The following is a 17,138-nucleotide window of genomic DNA, read 5'->3' on the forward strand; positions in this document are numbered from 1 at the left end:
GGTTAAGCTCGCTTAACCAGGCTGCTGATTGAGCGAGTGCTTGTATTTCTAGTAGTGGGTGGCTGATCAGTGACTCGAAGCAGTAAGGGGTGTTCTTGCTGCTGGTGAGTGAGGACCGGCAGATCAAGCGGGTGCAGCGCTTGCCCGGGCACGCGCTGTATTTGATTAGTGATGATGAGCTGTATCAGCCCGAGATAATCAAGCCGCAGGATATGGGGGATTTGGAGATTCTGGGGTGGAGTGAGATTCGGATTGGGCGGGTAGTTTGAACCTTGACTTTATTTTTAACTGTCAGGCTTCAAAACTTCGGTACTTTTAGATTTTTAGCTGGCTGTTTATTAAAATGTTATATCCATATTCGTTTTAATAGTTATGTAATATAGGAGGAAGGATGAAGGTCACGTGTACAGCTTATGATTTAGATAAATTGGGTTATTATAAAGAAGCTAGTCATGATAAGAGTTTTCCTGATATGGCTTGCCTTCTTGAAAGCTTAGTGTGCTGGGGCATATCTACCTCTGTTATAGATAACACTAAAACTTACATGCCTTCTTTTAAAACAACAAAAAGATCTACTTTCTTTGCAGACGGTTATTGCGATTCAACAACCAAAGAGACCGTCTTAGTGCTCTGGAAAGAAGTGCATTCTGTTAACGGTGATATATATGGCTTGTCTAGATCAAAAAGGCCTGGCAAAGGCGAAGTTGAAAAAAATAGTTTTAATTACGAAAAATTTATTCCAGGCTTTCCTGTTTATTTTTGGTTCCAACCTTTGCAGTCTCGTATGTTCGCTTTGGAGTTTGAGCATTCGGATAGAGGAAAAAAGAATTTAGATTGCTTTTTAACAGGGTATTTAAACTGGAGAGCTTCTCCGTGGTGTATTTCTGAGCCAAATAGAAAAGTTGACGAATCAAATTATCATAAAGAGATAATAGGGTATTCTTTTGATGGGAATCCAGAAAACGTTAATGATTTCTATAATCCATCAGTAAATATAGTTTTAAAAAGAGATGCAGATACGCTTCAAAAACTGCTCAATGCCAGAAGAAAAATCACTAGACTTCAGCGAACTGAAGAAATTGAATTTACCGATGATTCTGCAGAAGAAAGAACTTTGGGAGAAAGGATATATGAGGATGGGGTTTTTAAAGGCCTCATCTCAAAGCCAAGGCGTTTAACCAAGGTTAAATATAAAAGTGAGATAACTTGGAAGCCTACTGATCAAGAGTTAAGAGATCTTTATGATAAAGCTTCCAGTGTGTCAGAGAGCGAAGGAATGGTTAATTTGGTGGCAATTACAAGTGATCAAGATAGAATCTCTTTTTTTGGTAACGCAGTTCGTGAAGATTTGGAGTTGCCCTTTACAGAAACAGTTAATGGATTCATAGGTGCGCATGATCTATACTCTATTCTAGATAATAATCGCGTTTTGTTTCCCTGATAGGGGCTGGCAATGTATATTCGCTTCTTTATATGTTTTTTTCTTTCTATACTTGTTGGATGGATTACATTTGGAGATCTTGAAAGTTTTACTGGCGAGTCTTTTCTTAATGTGATGGGGGTTTTGTTGAATGTATCTTCAATCGTTTTCGCTATTATTGGTGCTTGGATTGCTATAATTTATCCGCGTGTTCTTCAGTCCAGTATAAGTAGCAATAGAATTGAAAGTATTGAAGTAATTGATGAGTCCGTTAAAAATGCTGATTATTTGTCAGAGCTTTTTCAAATAGTATTGCAGTCTGCTTTTGTAATTGTGGTAGCAGTAGCAATTCAAGTAGTATTTCCATTGTTAAAATCATATCAGTATTTTGATTTAGATATGTCTTATGTAAGGTCAGTGGCTGTTTCAATAATGATATTTTTAGCATTAGCTCAAATAAATGCTATATCTGTAGTTGTTGAGAAAAACTTTAGTTTATTGTTAAGAGTTAGAAAGAAAAATAGAGAAAATATAATAGATAATGATAGTTGATATTGTTTTTAAAGTTTAATGGTTTTTAATTAAAGATATGCTTTTTATTTGAGATTAAAATTTATTTTGCGACTTTTATATTTAGCCATTCCCTCATCCGTATAAGCCCGCATCAACTTTGCCGAGTTTGTCGTATAGCGCGGGCTTCGATGAGCGCAGCGCAGGTGCAATGGCGCGTTCTTCTCCGGTAGCCCCATCCGCACCTTTCCCTTGCCCATCTTCTAGTTCAGCGCGTCCATGGTGTCCATCAGTTGCTGACTGCGCTGGCGTACGTCTTTCGTTTGCGGCGTGTCCATCAGTCTGAGGTGTCGACGATGTTGATCGATGAGGTTCTACATCATCAAGCTGGCTTTCTTGTAGCCGTAATTGGGCCGGTAGATATTGTTTAGGCCGGTGCTGGCCGCAGTGAAAATTTCCTAAGTGAGGCTGTTTTGCGCCACCGCAAAAAATCATGGTGGGGATGAGCACTTGCCAAGAAGAGCCGGCCTGCAAGACTAAAGCCCCGCGGCACGCAGGGCTTTTCGTTGAAAGCTTGTCGATGAACTCAACCCGTTTGCCGCGCCCGGGCCAACTCGGCCATGGCGACGCGAGAAAGAAACCCTGAGCGAGACTTGTCGCCAGGATGACGGGCCACGAAGTCGTCGATCTGCTTGAGCAGCAAATCGGGCATGGTGACGTTGATCTTGTGGCTCTTGCCCAGATACGGGGTGACGTCGATCTCGACCACGGCCCAGATCCAGCCGGCGAAGTCGGGGTTGTCCATGTGGTGTTCGATGGATGTGGCCTCGGGGATGGGGTCGCCCACCTCGACGGCCACTTCCAGCCAGCCTTCGATGGCTTGCATGATGTTGGTCAGGGCATCTTCGAAGGTGTCACCGGCCGAATGGCAGCCGGGGAGGTCGGGCACCAAGACGCCGTAGGCGTGCTGTTCGTCGCCGCGTTCGATGGCAATGGGAAATAACATGGCTCTTCTCTCTCTATCTCTATAATGCTCAGTGGAGCAGTAGTGGTGAGCCTCATTCGAGGCCAGCGCTTTTCCTGATTGCTTTGACCAGGCCGTTTGTAGATCCTTTTTAGGATGCGGCACGGTGATCGTGCCGGGCTTGGTCGGGTGTCGAAAGTGGTGGTGGCTGCCTTTGATTCTGACGAGCTCCCAGCCATCCGCTTCCAGTTCCTTGATCAGTGCTCTGCTGTTCACCTCCTGCCCCTTTACCAATGAGCATAGAGTTACTATAACCCCGGAAAAATAAGAGAGTCAAAAATTGCACAGCTTCAAATTCGTAAAGGTTGATCGAATTCGGCGGGCAAGCCCTGAGCACTAGTGACGCACCCACGCCTTTAATGGTATAGCGTAGGGGGTCACGTTCGGTGTCAGGAGTGGGTATGCGTAAAAAACGCGGTTGTATCGCGGGAGTCGTGGTAAGCCTGTTACTGCTGGCCGGCTGCAACGAGCAGATGGAAAATGAGCCGCGCGTGGTCGACGAGGTGCCCAGCGATGCGGTGCAGGAACCGGGCGATGAACGTACGTTGCCGGCCTCCCTGGATGTAGCCTTATCACTTCACGCTCAGCTTCGTACCGACCGGCGCCTGATGGTGCAGGGGGAAACCAACCTGCCGGACGGGGCGCGGCTGCAGGTGATCGTGGAGCGTGAGCTGAGTCGTGTACGCTGGCAGTCGCGTACGCTGGTAAGTGACGGGCAGTTCACGGCCGGGCCGTTTGGCTCCGGCAGCGGCCTGCCGGATGGGGGCTATCTGGTGCGCGTGCAGCTCAGCGAAGCCAGCGTTCAGCCCATGGCCGTGCAGAACGTGATCGGCCTGCAGGGCGAGTACCTGGAAGGCGAGCTTGTCACGCAAACCCGCCATGGGTTAGGCCAGGTGGCCACCTACTCACGACGCTTCTTGGTGGGGAGTGAGCCAAGACGTACGCGTGACCAGGTGGAGGTTATCGAAGAGTAGTGAAAAAGGGTGCTTTAGGCAGGACACCAGTGAGCGAGTACCACTGCGTGAATCTCGACATCGCTTGGCGCTTTGGCAAAGTGCTCCAGGGCGAAAGTGTCGTCACGCTTGACCAGGTAGTCACCTGCTTTATGGAACACGTGCGTCGGGCCCAGTAACAGCAGGTCGCCAGGGGAGGCAGGGGCGAAATCTGTATCGGGGCCGGGCGTGGTCATTACGCAAGGCGCTTTCCAGTCGATTTTAAGCGGCAGGTGAGACGGCGGGGTCAGCGTCGTGGCCTGCACCTGCTCCCAGGGGAGGGGGGCTTGGTGCGTCAGGATTAACAAGGGAGGCGCGCTATCGCCTTCCAGCAGGGTAGCCAGGGAGCAATCCAGTGCATCGGCCAGCGCCACCAAGCGCTCGTGGCCAATCTGCTTTATCGCTCCGGACTCCCAGTATGAGATAGTCACATCCGACACGCCAACTTTTCGAGCCAGCGCAGCTTTATTAAGCTTTACCCGCTGCCGAAGTTGTTTGATACGTGAGCCTAGCGATTCCATTTTATTTTCCCATTGATGAGCCAAACAAACTCGTTTGATTTACTTCCATTGTTGCCAATGGCGTCCTTTGCATACCGAAAAGCGCCAGTGGCTTTTCGGTATGGTCGTGCATCATAGGTATAACGCCTGAAATAGCAAAGGTACCAAGGCATCAGTCGCTATATCCTTAGCAACTTTTATTCGGACGCTTTTCAGCCAAAGATGTTCCCCTCACATACTGTTGGATAGTAGTTGGGTGCGTATAATGGCGCCATTCTGACGTTCAAAAGGATATCTTGATGACCGTACGCACGCGTATCGCGCCTTCCCCCACGGGGGACCCCCACGTCGGCACGGCCTATATTGCGCTTTTCAATCTGTGTTTCGCGCGAAAGCTAGGCGGCGAGTTCATTCTTCGCATCGAAGATACCGACCGGGTGCGCTCCACACCCGAGTCAGAGCAGATGATTCTGGATTCGTTGCGCTGGCTCGGGCTGGAGTGGGACGAGGGCCCGGATGTCGGCGGCCCCCACGGCCCTTATCGGCAAAGCGAGCGGGGCGACATTTACGCTCGTCACGCCCAGCAACTGATCGATACGGGCCACGCGTTCAAGTGCTATCGCACCAGCGAAGAGCTCGACGAGCTGCGCGAGGCGCGCAAGGAAGCCGGTCTGCATCTGGCGCTCAAGCCCGCCGACCTGGCGCTCGATGCTGAGGAACAGGCGCACCGCGAGGCAAACGACTGGCCTTACGTGGTGCGCATGAACGTGCCCAGCGAAGGCGTCTGTGTGGTGAACGACATGCTGCGCGGGACCATCGAGGTCGACTGGGCCCAGGTGGATGCCCAGATCCTCGTGAAGTCCGACGGCATGCCTACCTATCACATGGCCAACGTGGTGGACGATCGCCTGATGGGGATTACCCACGTGCTGCGCGGCGAGGAGTGGATCAACTCCGCCCCCAAGCATCAGCTTTTATATGAGTACTTCGGATGGGAAATGCCCACGCTTTGCCATATGCCGCTTCTGCGCAACCCGGACAAGTCGAAGCTTTCCAAGCGCAAGAACCCGACCTCGATCAACTATTATCGCCGTATGGGCTTTTTGCCCCAGGCCGTGACCAACTACCTGGGCCGCATGGGCTGGTCGATGCCGGACGAGCGCGAGAAGTTCAGCCTCTCTGAAATGATGGCCTCGTTCGATATCCAGCGGGTCTCTCTCGGTGGGCCGGTATTCGATCTCGAGAAGCTGACCTGGCTCAATGGTGTCTATATTCGCGAAGACCTGGACGACGATGCGCTGCTGATGGCGCTTCGGGAGTGGGCGTTCAACGAGGAGTACGTTCGCCAGATCCTGCCCCAGGTACGCACGCGGGTGGAAACGCTTTCCCAGGTCGCGCCGCTGGCAGGGCACTTCTTCTCCGGGCTGCCCGCCATCAAGGAAGAAGACTTTGAGAGCGTAAAACTCGAGCGTGAAGAACTCGTCAAGCTGCTGCAGTTTCTGGTCTGGCGCTTCGAGGCGGTGTCCGGCTGGAACAAGGAGTCTCTGCTGGCCGAGGTTCAGGCACTGGCCGGCGCCTTCGATCTCAAGATGAAGGTGTTTCTGGCGCCGGTGTTCATTGCCGTTACCGGCAGTAGCGCCAGCACCTCGGTAATGGATGCCATGGCGATTCTTGGGTCTGATGTGACCCGGGCACGGCTTCGCCACGCCATCGACGTGCTGGGCGGCGTTTCCAAGAAGCAGGCGAAACGCTTCGAGAAGGAGTTTCGCGAGCTGTAGGCCACAGCGTAAGCCGCCGATTTCTTCCCCGAGAAATCGGCGCTTTTCTGGTTGACGAAGGCGAGCCGAATCAGTACTATACGCATCGTCTTCGCGACATGTGGGGCCTTAGCTCAGCTGGGAGAGCGCAACACTGGCAGTGTTGAGGTCAGCGGTTCGATCCCGCTAGGCTCCACCAATCAAACCGCAAGTCTTGATGTATCACGTCCCATTCGTCTAGTGGTCCAGGACACCGCCCTTTCACGGCGGTAACAGGGGTTCGAACCCCCTATGGGACGCCACATCTTCTTCTGATTTTACCCTCCTGCCTATCCGATATTCTTATCGCCGCCTATCAGGGCCTGGCGAGAATTGCTGACGTCCAAAAACCGGTTTTCAGGCGATTAATTTGCTGATTTGGGCTTGACTTGTCCACCTTTGCTGTTCCGTGATCGGGGTTGTGCACAAGCCAGGGTTATTTACCCAAAGAATCAGCGATTTAAACTTTATTCATTTAGATCAATAGCTTAGGTTAGATCAAAAATTAACCAATTTAAAGCCAAGCCACTGTTCATGGCGATTATGGGACGTTTTATAGCAGTTGTGAACAGGGTTATCCACAGATAGTGTGGAAAACCTTTTTTCCTGCCTGTCAGGCAAAATTGTCAAGCGCAAAATGGTCGCGATCACCCTGTTTTTGGGTTCCGAAAAAAGGGCTTTGATAGTACAAGGCTTCACAAAAGGGCCAGGGCAGTGCCAATAAGCTTTCTCTGTCATGAGTCCGTGACGAGAAGGGAGCTTTGCCAGTGTCCGCTGGTCGTGATCGGTTAGCCTTTGCTGATTGCCGGTATCGGCAGAAAGCGCTCAGAAAGCGTCAGGGCGCATCGATGCGCTTTCGCGGCTGACTTGGTACGGTTTGCACAAAAAGGCCGCCCTGAGGCGGCCTTTGGCTTTCTGCGTGTTGCCTTGCTTCTGTGCTGCTTACTTTCTGTGCTGCTTTAGTTCTTGGTCGGGTAGTCGCGCTTGTCGTGGCCGGTGTAGAGCTGGCGCGGACGGCCGATCTTGTAGCTTTCGCTGAGCATTTCATGCCAGTGCGAGATCCAGCCGATCGTGCGCGATACGGCGAAGATCACGGTGAACATGTTGGTGGGAATGCCCATTGCTTTCAAAATGATGCCCGAGTAGAAATCGACATTCGGGTACAGCTTGCGCTCGATGAAGTACTCGTCTTCCAGCGCGATCTGCTCGAGGCGCTTGGCGATCTTGAGCTGCGGGTCGTCGGCCATGCCGAGCTCCGCCAGTACTTCGTCGCAGGTCTCTTTCATTACCTTGGCGCGGGGGTCGAAGTTGCGATAGACGCGGTGACCAAAGCCCATCAGCTTGAACGGGTCGTCCTTGTCCTTGGCCTTGTCGATAAAGCGCTGGATGTTCTCTTCGGACTCGTCGCCGATCTCGTCGAGCATGGCAAGAACCGCTTCGTTCGCACCGCCGTGTGCCGGACCCCAAAGGGCCGCGATGCCGGCGCTGATGCACGCAAACGGGTTCGCGCCGGTAGAGCCTGCCAGACGCACCGTGGAGGTGGAGGCATTCTGCTCGTGGTCGGCGTGCAGCATGAAGATCCGGTCCATGGCCTTGGCGTAGACCGGGTTGATCTTGTACTCCTCGCAGGGGTTGCTGAACATCATGTAGAGGAAGTTCTCTGCATAGCTCAGGTCGTTGCGCGGATAGTTGAACGGCTGGCCGACGTTGTACTTGTGCGACATCGCCGCCAGGGTCGGCATTTTCGCAATCAGGCGAATGGCGCTGATTTCACGATCTTCTTGCTGGGTGATGTCCATGTGATCGTGGTAGAACGCTGCCAGGCCGCCCACTACGCCACAAAGGATCGACATCGGGTGTGCGTCGCGACGAAACCCTTTGAAGAAGTTGTTGATCTGGTCATGAACCATCGTGTGGTTGCGAATACGCGTTTCAAAGTCGGCGTACTGCTCGTCGGTGGGCAATTCACCAAACAGCAGGGTGTAGCAAACCTCGACGAAGTTGGACTCTTTGGCCAGCTGGTCAATGGGGTAACCACGGTGCAGCAGCATGCCCTTGCCGCCATCGATATAAGTGATGGCGGACTGGCAGGAAGAGGTGGCCATGAAGCCGGGGTCGTAGGTAAACAGACCCTCTGCACCCAAGCCGCGTACATCGATAACGTCTGGGCCTAGTGTGCCGGAATACATGGGTAGTTCGATCGGGTTGTCCAGACCGTCTACCGTCAATGTCGCTTTCCTGTCAGCCATGAAGGCCTCCTTTCGAATTCGGTTTGGGACGTAAAGTCGTTGTTTCGCATACCGCGCCGGCGAAAAGGCTCGCCTACTATAGAAGCGTGCGACTTTTTGTCAATTAGCCTTAATGGTAGCCATTGTTGTACAAAAACTATTGTCAAATGTCGTTTTTGTCTAATTTTTGTGAATTGAGGCAGTAATTATTGTAAAGACATACTAGAATAAATACGTTAACAGGCTTATAAAGCAAGCCGTCTTCTGGACACTATAACCATGCTGCAACGCAAAATCGACTCCGTCAGGCGCCAATTTATTTGCACCTTAGTAGAGTTAGGTTGGCGTTCGGTTTGTCAGCAGGGGCTAAGGTTCTTATAATCCACCGCGCGCGACCGGCAAGTAGGTGGTCGTGCCCGACTTGGCAACGGCCGAGCCCCTTCCAGCAACCACCGCCCGCTCGGGTAAGCCAGAACCTTTGCAGAGTGGGCCAAGAGAGTGTGTATAACGCCGTGAATAGCAAACGACCTGTAAACCTAGACCTATCGACCATACATTTTCCCTTGCCGGCCCTTACGTCGATCACGCACCGCATTACGGGTGTCATCCTCTTCGTCGGTCTGATCTTCGCCTTCTGGGCGCTGGGGGAATCCCTTTCCTCACCGGCTGGCTTTGACGCCGTCCGTGACGCCTTGGCGGGTAATATCCTGGCCAAGTTCATCGCCTGGGGGCTGTTGTCCGCGCTGGCCTTTCACTTCGTGGCGGGTATTCAGCACCTGTTCATGGATGCAGGCATCGGTGTCACTCTGGAAGGTAGCGTGAAAAAAGCACAGATCACCGTGGTGGTGAGTGCGGTTCTGATCATTCTGGCAGGAGTCTGGGTATGGTAACCAACATCACAAGTTTTGGCCGTAGCGGCTTGTCCGACTGGCTGATGCAGCGCGTCTCCGCCGTCGTGCTGGCGATTTATACGCTTTTTATCGTTGGTTATCTGCTGTTTAACCCAGGCCTTGACTACTACACCTGGAGCGGGCTCTTCAACCAGATCTGGATGCGGATCTTTTCGCTGCTGGCCTTCATCTCTATCGCCGCGCACGCCTGGATTGGCCTTTGGACAGTCACTACCGACTACCTCAAGTCCACTCGTCTGCGCGTAGGTGCCCAAGCGCTCATCATTCTGGCCATCTTTATTTTCCTGGCCTGGGGCATTCAAATTCTGTGGGGAGCTTAATTCATGTCTAACCTTCGTAGCCTGACGTTTGACGCCATCATCATTGGTGGCGGTGGCTCTGGCCTGCGTGCTGCCTTGGAACTGGCTAAATCCGGTAAGAAGACAGCGGTTCTCTCTAAAGTGTTCCCGACTCGTTCGCACACCGTGTCTGCCCAGGGCGGTATCACCTGCGCGATCGCTTCCTCCGACCCGGATGACGACTGGCGCTGGCACATGTACGACACCGTCAAGGGTGGCGACTACATCGCCGACCAGGATGCGGCGGAGTACATGTGTTCAGAAGGCCCCAAGGCTGTCTTCGAACTCGAGCACATGGGGCTTCCATTCTCGCGCTTCGATAACGGGCGTATCTACCAGCGCCCGTTCGGTGGTCAGTCGAAGAACTTCGGCGAAGGTGGTCAGGCGGCGCGTACGTGCGCTGCGGCCGACCGTACCGGCCATGCGCTTTTGCACACGCTTTACCAGAACAACCTGAAGAACAACACGACGTTCTTGAACGAGTGGTACGCGGTCGATCTGGTCAAGAACGCCGAAGGCGATGTGGTGGGCTGTATCGCCATGTGCATCGAGACCGGTGAAGTCGTTCACGTCAAGTCCAAGGCTACCGTACTGGCCACGGGCGGGGCCGGGCGTATCTTTGCCTCGACCACCAATGCCCTGATCAATACCGGCGACGGTATCGGCATGGCGCTGCGTGCCGGCTTCCCCATGCAGGACATGGAAATGTGGCAGTTCCACCCCACCGGTATCTACGGCGCGGGCACGCTGGTCACCGAAGGTTGCCGTGGTGAAGGTGGTTACCTGGTCAACAAGGACGGCGAGCGCTTCATGGAGCGTTATGCACCCAACGCGAAAGACCTGGCGGGTCGCGACGTCGTGGCGCGCTCCATGGTCATGGAGATTCTCGAAGGCCGCGGCTGTGGCGACAAGGGCGATCACGTCTTCCTGAAGCTCGATCACCTGGGCGAGGAAGTACTGGGCAAGCGTCTACCGGGTATCGTCGAGCTTTCCAAGACCTTCGCTCACGTCGACCCTGCGAAGGACCCGATTCCGGTCGTGCCGACCTGTCACTACATGATGGGCGGTATTCCCACCAACGTTCACGGCCAGGCCATCCTGCAGGATGAAAACGGCGATGATCAGATCATCAACGGTCTGTTCGCCTGTGGTGAGGCTGCCTGTGTATCGGTTCACGGTGCCAACCGTCTGGGCGGCAACTCGCTTCTCGATCTGGTGGTGTTCGGTCGTGCAGCGGGCATGTTCATCGAAGGCGCACTGAATGAAGGTATCGAGTACCTGGATGCTTCCGAGTCCGATATCGAAGCCGCCATGAAGCGTATCACTCGCTGGAACGAGTCCGAAGGCGGGGAGAGCATTCCCGAGCTGAAAGCGGCACTTCAGGATATCATGCAGAATTCTTTCGGCGTTTTCCGTGAAGAGGAAAACATGCAGGAAGGCGTGAAGAAACTGGCGGCGCTGCGCGAACGTATCGCGAACGCTCACCTGCCGGACAAGTCCAATGCTTTCAACACGGCTCGTGTTGAAGCGCTCGAGCTCGATAACTTGATGGAAGTGGCAGAAGCAACGGCGATTGCTGCCCTTGAGCGTAAAGAGAGCCGTGGTGCGCACTCGCGCTACGATTATCCTGACCGTGATGACGTCAACTGGCTGAAACACTCGCTCTACTTCCCGCTCACTAAAGAGTTGAAACAGCGCGACGTCAACTTCAAGCCGAAAACCGTTGATACGTTCGAGCCGAAGGTTCGTACCTACTAATCTTCGCGCTAAACCAGTCTTCGTACTGAGAGGGAGTCACAATGTCCAATCTTCAGGTATCGATATACCGTTACAATCCGGAAACCGACTCTGCGCCGTATATGCAGGAGTTCCAGGTCGACACCAAGGGTCGCGATCTGATGGTGCTGGATGTTCTGCACATCATGAAAGAGCAGGATAGCGGCCTGGCGTTTCGTCGCAGCTGCCGGGAAGGCGTTTGCGGTTCCGACGGCATGAACATGAACGGCAAGAATGGCCTTGCCTGTATCACGCCGATTTCCGACGTGGTGAAAAACGGCAAGCTGACGCTGCGTCCGCTGCCGGGTCTGCCGGTCATTCGCGACATGGTCGTGGATATGGGTATCTTCTACAAGCAGTACGAGCGTATCGAGCCGTACCTGCAAAACGATACCCCTGCGCCGGCCATCGAACGGCTTCAGTCGCCGGAAGAGCGCGACAAGCTCGACGGTCTTTACGAGTGCATCCTGTGCGCGTGCTGTTCGACCTCGTGCCCGTCGTTCTGGTGGAATCCGGACAAGTTCGTGGGCCCGGCGGGGCTTTTGCAGTCCTACCGCTTCCTGGCGGATTCCCGCGATAACGCCACGCGTGAGCGCCTGACGGACCTTGAAGATCCGTTCTCCGTGTTCCGCTGCCGCGGCATCATGAACTGCGTGGCGGTGTGCCCCAAAGGGCTTAATCCGACCCGTGCAATCGGCAAGATCCGTGAAATGCTGTTAGCCGATGCCACGTAACTGATTAATCATTGAGAAAAAAGCAAGTGAAGTGCCGGTTGTAGCATAATGCTACTTAAATCCCGGCGCTTCGCTTGTTATCATAGGGTTTGTCATGTGGTGCGACGTCGCGTCGCAGTATCGACCAGCCACGTTTAAAAGCCGGTGCTTAAGTACCGGCTTTTGAGCATGAACTGACAGCGAAATGCTGGATATTGAGCCATATGAAAGGTTCCCGGCCCCGGCCGGTGCCGCCGGCTAACGTTTCGCCCCGCCGGCAGGGCACAAGCGATGTCGCTGCGTTTTGCAGTGATGCCGATACCACCCCATCAGTGTAGGGTGACCGAGAGATGCAACAAGGCATAATGGAGTTGATGTGGCGTTCCTCTCACGTTAGTGGCGGCAATGTTCACTACGTGGAAGCGCTTTACGAGCAGTACCTTGACGATCCCGATTCTGTCCCTGATGAATGGCGCCGCTATTTTGACGAGCTGCCCCGTCCTGAAGGCAGTGCCTCCCACGATGTTCCACTTAGCCCCGTTCGTGATCAGTTCTACCAGCTAGGACGCGAAAGCCGTCCAGGCCAGGGTGTTGCCCAGGCCGACAGTGGTGAGAACAAAAAGCAGGTGAAAGTCCTGCAGTTGATCAACGCATATCGCTTTCGTGGTCATCAGAAGGCGGATATCGACCCGCTGGGTCTGCGTAATCCTACCCCCGTTCCGGATCTTGATCTGTCCTTTCACCAGCTTTCCAAAGCGGATCTCGATACCGAATTCCAGACCGGTTCTTTCTTCCTGGGCATCGACAAGGCCCCGCTGCGTGACATCGTCGAAGCCCTTGAGCAGACATACTGCCGCTCGATCGGTTGCGAGATCATGCACATCGTCGATACCGAAGAAAAGCGCTGGCTGCAGCGCCGGTTCGAGTCGGTGCGCAGTGCGCCCAAGTTCAGCGACGAGGTGCGCAAGCACGTACTCGAGCGCATGACGGCAGCGGAAGGTCTCGAGAACTACCTGGCGTCCAAGTATCCGGGTACCAAGCGCTTTGGCCTGGAAGGTGGCGAAAGTTTCGTTCCGATGATGGACGAGCTGATTCAGCGCGCCGGCGGTTATGGCACCAAGGAAGTCGTGATCGGCATGGCGCACCGCGGGCGTCTCAACCTGCTGGTCAACATCCTGGGCAAGAACCCGGCGGAGCTGATCGACGAGTTCGACGGCAAGAAGGTCATCGAGCGCGGTTCGGGTGACGTGAAGTATCACCAGGGCTTCAGCTCGAACGTCATGTCACCGGGTGGCGAAGTGCACCTGGCCATGTCGTTCAACCCGTCGCACCTGGAAATCGTGGCCCCCGTGGTTGAAGGCTCCGTACGCGCGCGTCAAGACCGCCGCAACGATCCGGATGGTGACAAGGTACTGCCCATCAACGTGCATGGCGATGCAGCCTTTGCAGGTCAAGGTGTGGTCATGGAGACATTCCAGATGTCCCAGACCCGTGCCTACAAGACCGGCGGCACGGTGCATATCGTGATCAACAACCAAGTGGGTTTCACGACCTCGAACCCGCTGGATGCACGCTCGACCGAATACTGTACCGATATCGCCAAGATGGTTCAGGCGCCGATTTTTCATGTCAACGGCGACGACCCGGACGCGGTGATCCACGCAACGCAGGTGGCGCTCGATTACCGTCAGCAGTTCAAGAAGGACGTGGTGATCGATCTGGTCTGCTACCGTCGTCGTGGTCACAACGAAGCTGACGAGCCCTCCGGCACCCAGCCGCTGATGTACGCCAAGATCAAGGATCACGCTTCGTCACGCACGCTGTACGCAAAGCGCCTGGTCGAGCAGGGCGTGCTCTCCGAAGACGATGCCAAGGCGATGGTGGAAACCTACCGTGACGATCTGGTCGCCGGGAACCACGTGGCCAATGCGCTGGTGCAGGAGCCCAACAAGTCGCTGTTCGTCGACTGGGCGCCTTATCTGGGTCACGAGTGGTCCGGCGATGCCGACACCACCGTCGACATGAAGCGCCTGCAGCAGCTGGCCGCGAAGATGTGCGACATCCCTGACGGGGTGGACGTGCAGCGTCAGGTCTCCAAGATCTACGAAGACCGCCGCAAGATGCAGGCCGGCGGCATGGGGCTCAACTGGGGCTTTGCCGAAACGCTGGCCTACGCCACGCTGCTCGACCAGGGCCATCCCATTCGTATCACCGGCCAGGATGTGGGTCGTGGCACGTTCTCGCACCGCCACGCCGTCATCCACAATCAGAAAGACGGCACCACCTACGTGCCGCTTCAGCACATCGCCGACGGTCAGCCGCGCTTCACCATTCACGACTCGATCCTTTCGGAAGAAGCCGTGTTGGCCTTCGAGTACGGCTATTCCACGACCGCGCCCAACGATCTGGTGGTCTGGGAAGCGCAGTTCGGCGACTTCTTCAACGGTGCCCAGGTGGTGGTGGATCAGTTCATCTCTTCCGGTGAAACCAAGTGGGGAAGGCTTTGCGGCTTGACCATGCTGCTTCCGCACGGCTACGAAGGCCAGGGCCCCGAGCACTCGTCGGCGCGTCTTGAGCGCTTCTTGCAGATGTGTGCCGAGCACAACATGCAGGTATGCGTACCCACCACGCCCGCACAGATCTTCCATCTGCTGCGTCGCCAGGTGATTCGTCCGCTGAGAAAGCCTCTGATCATCATGTCGCCCAAGTCGCTGCTGCGTCACAAGGAAGCGGTATCCAGCCTTGAAGACCTGGCCGAGGGCAAGTTCCAGATGGTACTGCCGGATCAGGCGGAAGGATCTGCCGACGAGGTGACGCGCGTCATCCTCTGCTCCGGCAAGGTCTACTACGATCTCGCCAACTGGCGCGACGAGTACGAGCGCAACGACACGGCCATTATTCGCCTGGAACAGCTTTACCCCTTCCCCAAAGAAGAGCTTCTGGAAGTGCTTCAGGCGTATGCCAACGTGGAAGATATCGTGTGGTGTCAGGAAGAGCCGCAGAACCAGGGGGCCTGGTACTCCAGCCAGCACCACATGCGGATCGTGGCTGATATGCTCAATAACGGCTTTGGCCGCGAATTGAAATTTGCAGGACGTCCGGCCTCTGCGGCACCCGCGGCAGGTTACATGTCCGTCCACACTGAACAGCAGCGCCAGCTGGTGGAAGACGCTTTCAATTTATAAGCGCCCACCGGGTTTAAAGAACCTATAAGGGAAATGACATGGCTACTGATATCAAAGCGCCAACCTTTCCGGAATCCGTTGCCGAAGGCACGGTAGCCGCATGGCACAAGAAGCCGGGTGACAGCGTTGAACGCGACGAGCTGATTGTTGAGATCGAAACCGACAAGGTGGTTCTTGAAGTTGTCGCACCGGAAGCGGGCACGCTGTCCGAGGTGATGGCCGAAGAGGGCGACACGGTGCAGTCCGAGCAGGTGCTGGGCAAGATCGGTGAAGCCAGCGGCGGCGGCAGCGCCAAGTCCGATGAGGGCGAAGAAAAGGCCTCTTCCGGCGAGACGTCCGAGAAGGCCGAGAAAGAAGACGACGGTGAAAAAGAGACCGCGAAGGAAGCACCCAAGGCCGGTGGCGGCAAGCAGCATGACGTGAAAGCGCCAAGCTTCCCCGAATCGATTCAGGAAGGCACTGTCGCCACGTGGCACAAGAAGGTCGGCGAAGCAGTCAAGCGTGACGAAGTGCTGGCCGACATCGAGACTGACAAGGTGGTGCTGGAGGTCGTGGCACCGGCGGACGGCGCGCTTGCCGAAATCAAGGCCGAAGAAGGCAGCCAGGTCGAGTCGGAAGCAGTACTGGCCACCTTCACCGAAGGCGGCGGTAGCGACAGCGGTCAGAGCGAAGGCAGCACCGAGTCCAAGCAGGCCGACAGCGGCAGTGACGACGAAGGTGGCGATGAGAAAGTGGGCGACAAGATCCTCGCCCCGGCGGCCCGCAAGATGGTCGCCGAGCACGATCTCGACGTTTCCAAGATCGAAGGCACCGGCAAGGGCGGACGTATCCTGAAGGAAGACGTTCAGAAAGCCGTGAAAGACGGCAGCGCCAAGAAAACGGCCAAGTCGTCCTCTTCTGCACCGGCAAAAGCCGCCGCGGCACCGGCGGCTTCTGAAGGCGAGCGCGCCGAGAAGCGCGTACCCATGACACGCCTGCGCAAGACCATCGCCAAGCGTCTGGTACAGGCGCAGCAAACCGCCGCCATGCTCACCACGTACAATGAAGTGGACATGGGCGCAGTCATGAACCTGCGCGCGCAGTACAAGGACACCTTCCAGAAGGCCCACGACACCAAGCTTGGCTTCATGGGCTTCTTCGTCAAGGCCGCTTCTGAAGCGCTCAAGCGCTTCCCGGACGTCAACGCCTCGATCGACGGCGAAGAGATCGTCTACCACGGCTACCAGGATATCGGTGTGGCCGTTTCCACCGACCGTGGCCTGGTGGTTCCGGTACTGCGCGATACCGACGCCATGAAGATTGCCGATGTCGAGAAAGGCATCGTCGATTTCGGCAAGCGTGCGCGTGACGGCAAGCTCGGCATCGATGAAATGCAGGGCGGTACCTTTACCATCACCAACGGCGGTATCTTCGGCTCGCTGCTCTCCACGCCGATCATCAACCCGCCGCAGACGGCCATTCTGGGTATGCACAAGATCCAGGAGCGCCCCATGGCGGTGAACGGCAAGGTCGAAATTCGTCCGATGATGTACCTGGCGCTTTCTTATGATCACCGCATGATCGACGGTAAGGACGCGGTACAGTTCCTGGTCACCATCAAGGAACTGCTGGAAGATCCGGCGCGCCTGCTGCTGGACGTATGACGAGCCAGACCGCCGGGCGAGACTGACGCCCGGCGGTTTGACCCAGAGTTCTAGTTCAGACGTTTCATGTTATCGCACACGGCCTTTTGTCTCTGTTTTAAT

At 55.1% G+C, this 17,138-nt stretch carries 15 protein-coding genes, 2 tRNA genes and 1 pseudogene; 13 read left to right on the forward strand and 5 right to left on the reverse strand.

Going from position 1 to position 17,138, the window contains the following annotated elements; translation table 11 throughout:
* The first annotated feature begins 95 nt into the window (after positions 1-95).
* The 3 genes from ACWF8S_RS04790 to ACWF8S_RS04800 all read left to right on the forward strand — a co-directional run bounded on the left by ACWF8S_RS04790 (position 96) and on the right by ACWF8S_RS04800 (position 1,972).
* Positions 96-269 carry a hypothetical protein gene (locus tag ACWF8S_RS04790; protein ID WP_447555707.1) on the forward strand — a complete coding sequence of 58 codons (174 nt, stop codon included), beginning with the start codon at positions 96-98 and terminating at the stop codon, positions 267-269.
* A 122-nt stretch (positions 270-391) separates the two neighbouring features.
* Entirely contained in the window at positions 392-1,441 is a 1,050-nt protein-coding gene (locus ACWF8S_RS04795; protein WP_447555708.1) for a hypothetical protein, read from the forward strand.
* Between the two features lie 12 nt (positions 1,442-1,453).
* On the forward strand, positions 1,454-1,972 hold the full coding sequence (locus ACWF8S_RS04800; protein WP_447555709.1) for a hypothetical protein: 519 nt from the start codon (positions 1,454-1,456) through the stop codon (positions 1,970-1,972).
* Positions 1,973-2,016: 44 nt separating this feature from the next.
* On the opposite strand, the gene ACWF8S_RS04805 is transcribed toward ACWF8S_RS04800, so the two are convergent.
* From ACWF8S_RS04805 to ACWF8S_RS04815, 3 genes and pseudogenes are all read right to left on the reverse strand, one after another.
* Positions 2,017-2,190 (reverse strand): DUF4113 domain-containing protein, encoded by a 174-nt coding sequence (locus ACWF8S_RS04805; RefSeq protein ID WP_447555711.1) that lies wholly within the window; start codon positions 2,188-2,190, stop codon positions 2,017-2,019.
* Between the two features lie 326 nt (positions 2,191-2,516).
* Positions 2,517-2,936: a type II toxin-antitoxin system HicB family antitoxin gene (locus ACWF8S_RS04810; protein WP_447556545.1), complete on the reverse strand. Its 420-nt coding sequence runs from the start codon at positions 2,934-2,936 to the stop codon at positions 2,517-2,519.
* 156 nt (positions 2,937-3,092) lie between these two features.
* Positions 3,093-3,170, reverse strand: a pseudogene (locus ACWF8S_RS04815) (type II toxin-antitoxin system HicA family toxin); the annotation flags it as partial.
* A gap of 185 nt (positions 3,171-3,355) precedes the next feature.
* Here ACWF8S_RS04815 and ACWF8S_RS04820 point away from each other — a divergent pair.
* On the forward strand, positions 3,356-3,928 hold the full coding sequence (locus ACWF8S_RS04820) for a hypothetical protein (RefSeq protein WP_447555712.1): 573 nt from the start codon (positions 3,356-3,358) through the stop codon (positions 3,926-3,928).
* 14 nt (positions 3,929-3,942) lie between these two features.
* On the opposite strand, the gene ACWF8S_RS04825 is transcribed toward ACWF8S_RS04820, so the two are convergent.
* Positions 3,943-4,467: a helix-turn-helix domain-containing protein gene (locus tag ACWF8S_RS04825; RefSeq protein ID WP_447555713.1), complete on the reverse strand. Its 525-nt coding sequence runs from the start codon at positions 4,465-4,467 to the stop codon at positions 3,943-3,945.
* A gap of 278 nt (positions 4,468-4,745) precedes the next feature.
* Here ACWF8S_RS04825 and gltX point away from each other — a divergent pair, with 278 nt between their 5' ends.
* The 3 genes from gltX to ACWF8S_RS04840 all read left to right on the forward strand — a co-directional run bounded on the left by gltX (position 4,746) and on the right by ACWF8S_RS04840 (position 6,505).
* On the forward strand, positions 4,746-6,224 hold the full coding sequence (gene gltX / locus ACWF8S_RS04830) for a glutamate--tRNA ligase (protein ID WP_447555714.1): 1,479 nt from the start codon (positions 4,746-4,748) through the stop codon (positions 6,222-6,224).
* A 102-nt stretch (positions 6,225-6,326) separates the two neighbouring features.
* Positions 6,327-6,402: transfer RNA gene (locus ACWF8S_RS04835), tRNA-Ala, on the forward strand.
* Between the two features lie 27 nt (positions 6,403-6,429).
* Positions 6,430-6,505, forward strand: a tRNA-Glu gene (locus tag ACWF8S_RS04840).
* A 696-nt stretch (positions 6,506-7,201) separates the two neighbouring features.
* Here ACWF8S_RS04840 and gltA read toward each other — a convergent pair.
* Positions 7,202-8,491 carry a citrate synthase gene (gene gltA / locus ACWF8S_RS04845; protein WP_447555715.1) on the reverse strand — a complete coding sequence of 430 codons (1,290 nt, stop codon included), beginning with the start codon at positions 8,489-8,491 and terminating at the stop codon, positions 7,202-7,204.
* Between the two features lie 491 nt (positions 8,492-8,982).
* Here gltA and sdhC point away from each other — a divergent pair, with 491 nt between their 5' ends.
* The 6 genes from sdhC to odhB all read left to right on the forward strand — a co-directional run bounded on the left by sdhC (position 8,983) and on the right by odhB (position 17,036).
* Positions 8,983-9,360 carry a succinate dehydrogenase, cytochrome b556 subunit gene (sdhC, locus tag ACWF8S_RS04850; RefSeq protein WP_447555717.1) on the forward strand — a complete coding sequence of 126 codons (378 nt, stop codon included), beginning with the start codon at positions 8,983-8,985 and terminating at the stop codon, positions 9,358-9,360.
* The gene (gene sdhD, locus ACWF8S_RS04855; protein WP_447555718.1) at positions 9,354-9,701 is read left to right on the forward strand and encodes a succinate dehydrogenase, hydrophobic membrane anchor protein; all 348 of its coding nucleotides are present in this window, start codon (positions 9,354-9,356) and stop codon (positions 9,699-9,701) included. The genes sdhC and sdhD overlap by 7 nt, the downstream gene beginning before the upstream one ends.
* Positions 9,702-9,704: 3 nt before the next feature.
* Positions 9,705-11,477, forward strand: coding sequence for a succinate dehydrogenase flavoprotein subunit (gene sdhA, locus ACWF8S_RS04860; RefSeq protein ID WP_447555719.1), 1,773 nt, complete (start codon positions 9,705-9,707; stop codon positions 11,475-11,477).
* 41 nt (positions 11,478-11,518) lie between these two features.
* Entirely contained in the window at positions 11,519-12,229 is a 711-nt protein-coding gene (locus ACWF8S_RS04865) for a succinate dehydrogenase iron-sulfur subunit (protein WP_447555720.1), read from the forward strand.
* A gap of 329 nt (positions 12,230-12,558) precedes the next feature.
* Positions 12,559-15,393 carry a 2-oxoglutarate dehydrogenase E1 component gene (locus ACWF8S_RS04870; protein ID WP_447555721.1) on the forward strand — a complete coding sequence of 945 codons (2,835 nt, stop codon included), beginning with the start codon at positions 12,559-12,561 and terminating at the stop codon, positions 15,391-15,393.
* 38 nt (positions 15,394-15,431) lie between these two features.
* Positions 15,432-17,036 carry a 2-oxoglutarate dehydrogenase complex dihydrolipoyllysine-residue succinyltransferase gene (gene odhB, locus ACWF8S_RS04875; RefSeq protein WP_447555722.1) on the forward strand — a complete coding sequence of 535 codons (1,605 nt, stop codon included), beginning with the start codon at positions 15,432-15,434 and terminating at the stop codon, positions 17,034-17,036.
* Positions 17,037-17,138: the final 102 nt, after the last annotated feature.

Source organism: Vreelandella xerophytica (genome assembly GCF_968048975.1).

What these genes read in the sequence shown, in the direction of transcription:
- ACWF8S_RS04795 (WP_447555708.1), top strand. Translation starts at nt 392, where the DNA reads ATGAAGGTCACGTGTACAGCTTATGATTTAGATAAATTGGGTTATTAT.
- ACWF8S_RS04800 (WP_447555709.1), top strand. Translation starts at nt 1,454, where the DNA reads ATGTATATTCGCTTCTTTATATGTTTTTTTCTTTCTATACTTGTTGGA.
- ACWF8S_RS04805 (WP_447555711.1), bottom strand. Translation starts at nt 2,190, where the DNA reads ATGGGCAAGGGAAAGGTGCGGATGGGGCTACCGGAGAAGAACGCGCCA.
- ACWF8S_RS04810 (WP_447556545.1), bottom strand. Translation starts at nt 2,936, where the DNA reads ATGTTATTTCCCATTGCCATCGAACGCGGCGACGAACAGCACGCCTAC.
- ACWF8S_RS04820 (WP_447555712.1), top strand. Translation starts at nt 3,356, where the DNA reads ATGCGTAAAAAACGCGGTTGTATCGCGGGAGTCGTGGTAAGCCTGTTA.
- ACWF8S_RS04825 (WP_447555713.1), bottom strand. Translation starts at nt 4,467, where the DNA reads ATGGAATCGCTAGGCTCACGTATCAAACAACTTCGGCAGCGGGTAAAG.
- gltX (WP_447555714.1), top strand. Translation starts at nt 4,746, where the DNA reads ATGACCGTACGCACGCGTATCGCGCCTTCCCCCACGGGGGACCCCCAC.
- gltA (WP_447555715.1), bottom strand. Translation starts at nt 8,491, where the DNA reads ATGGCTGACAGGAAAGCGACATTGACGGTAGACGGTCTGGACAACCCG.
- sdhD (WP_447555718.1), top strand. Translation starts at nt 9,354, where the DNA reads ATGGTAACCAACATCACAAGTTTTGGCCGTAGCGGCTTGTCCGACTGG.
- sdhA (WP_447555719.1), top strand. Translation starts at nt 9,705, where the DNA reads ATGTCTAACCTTCGTAGCCTGACGTTTGACGCCATCATCATTGGTGGC.
- ACWF8S_RS04865 (WP_447555720.1), top strand. Translation starts at nt 11,519, where the DNA reads ATGTCCAATCTTCAGGTATCGATATACCGTTACAATCCGGAAACCGAC.
- ACWF8S_RS04870 (WP_447555721.1), top strand. Translation starts at nt 12,559, where the DNA reads ATGCAACAAGGCATAATGGAGTTGATGTGGCGTTCCTCTCACGTTAGT.
- odhB (WP_447555722.1), top strand. Translation starts at nt 15,432, where the DNA reads ATGGCTACTGATATCAAAGCGCCAACCTTTCCGGAATCCGTTGCCGAA.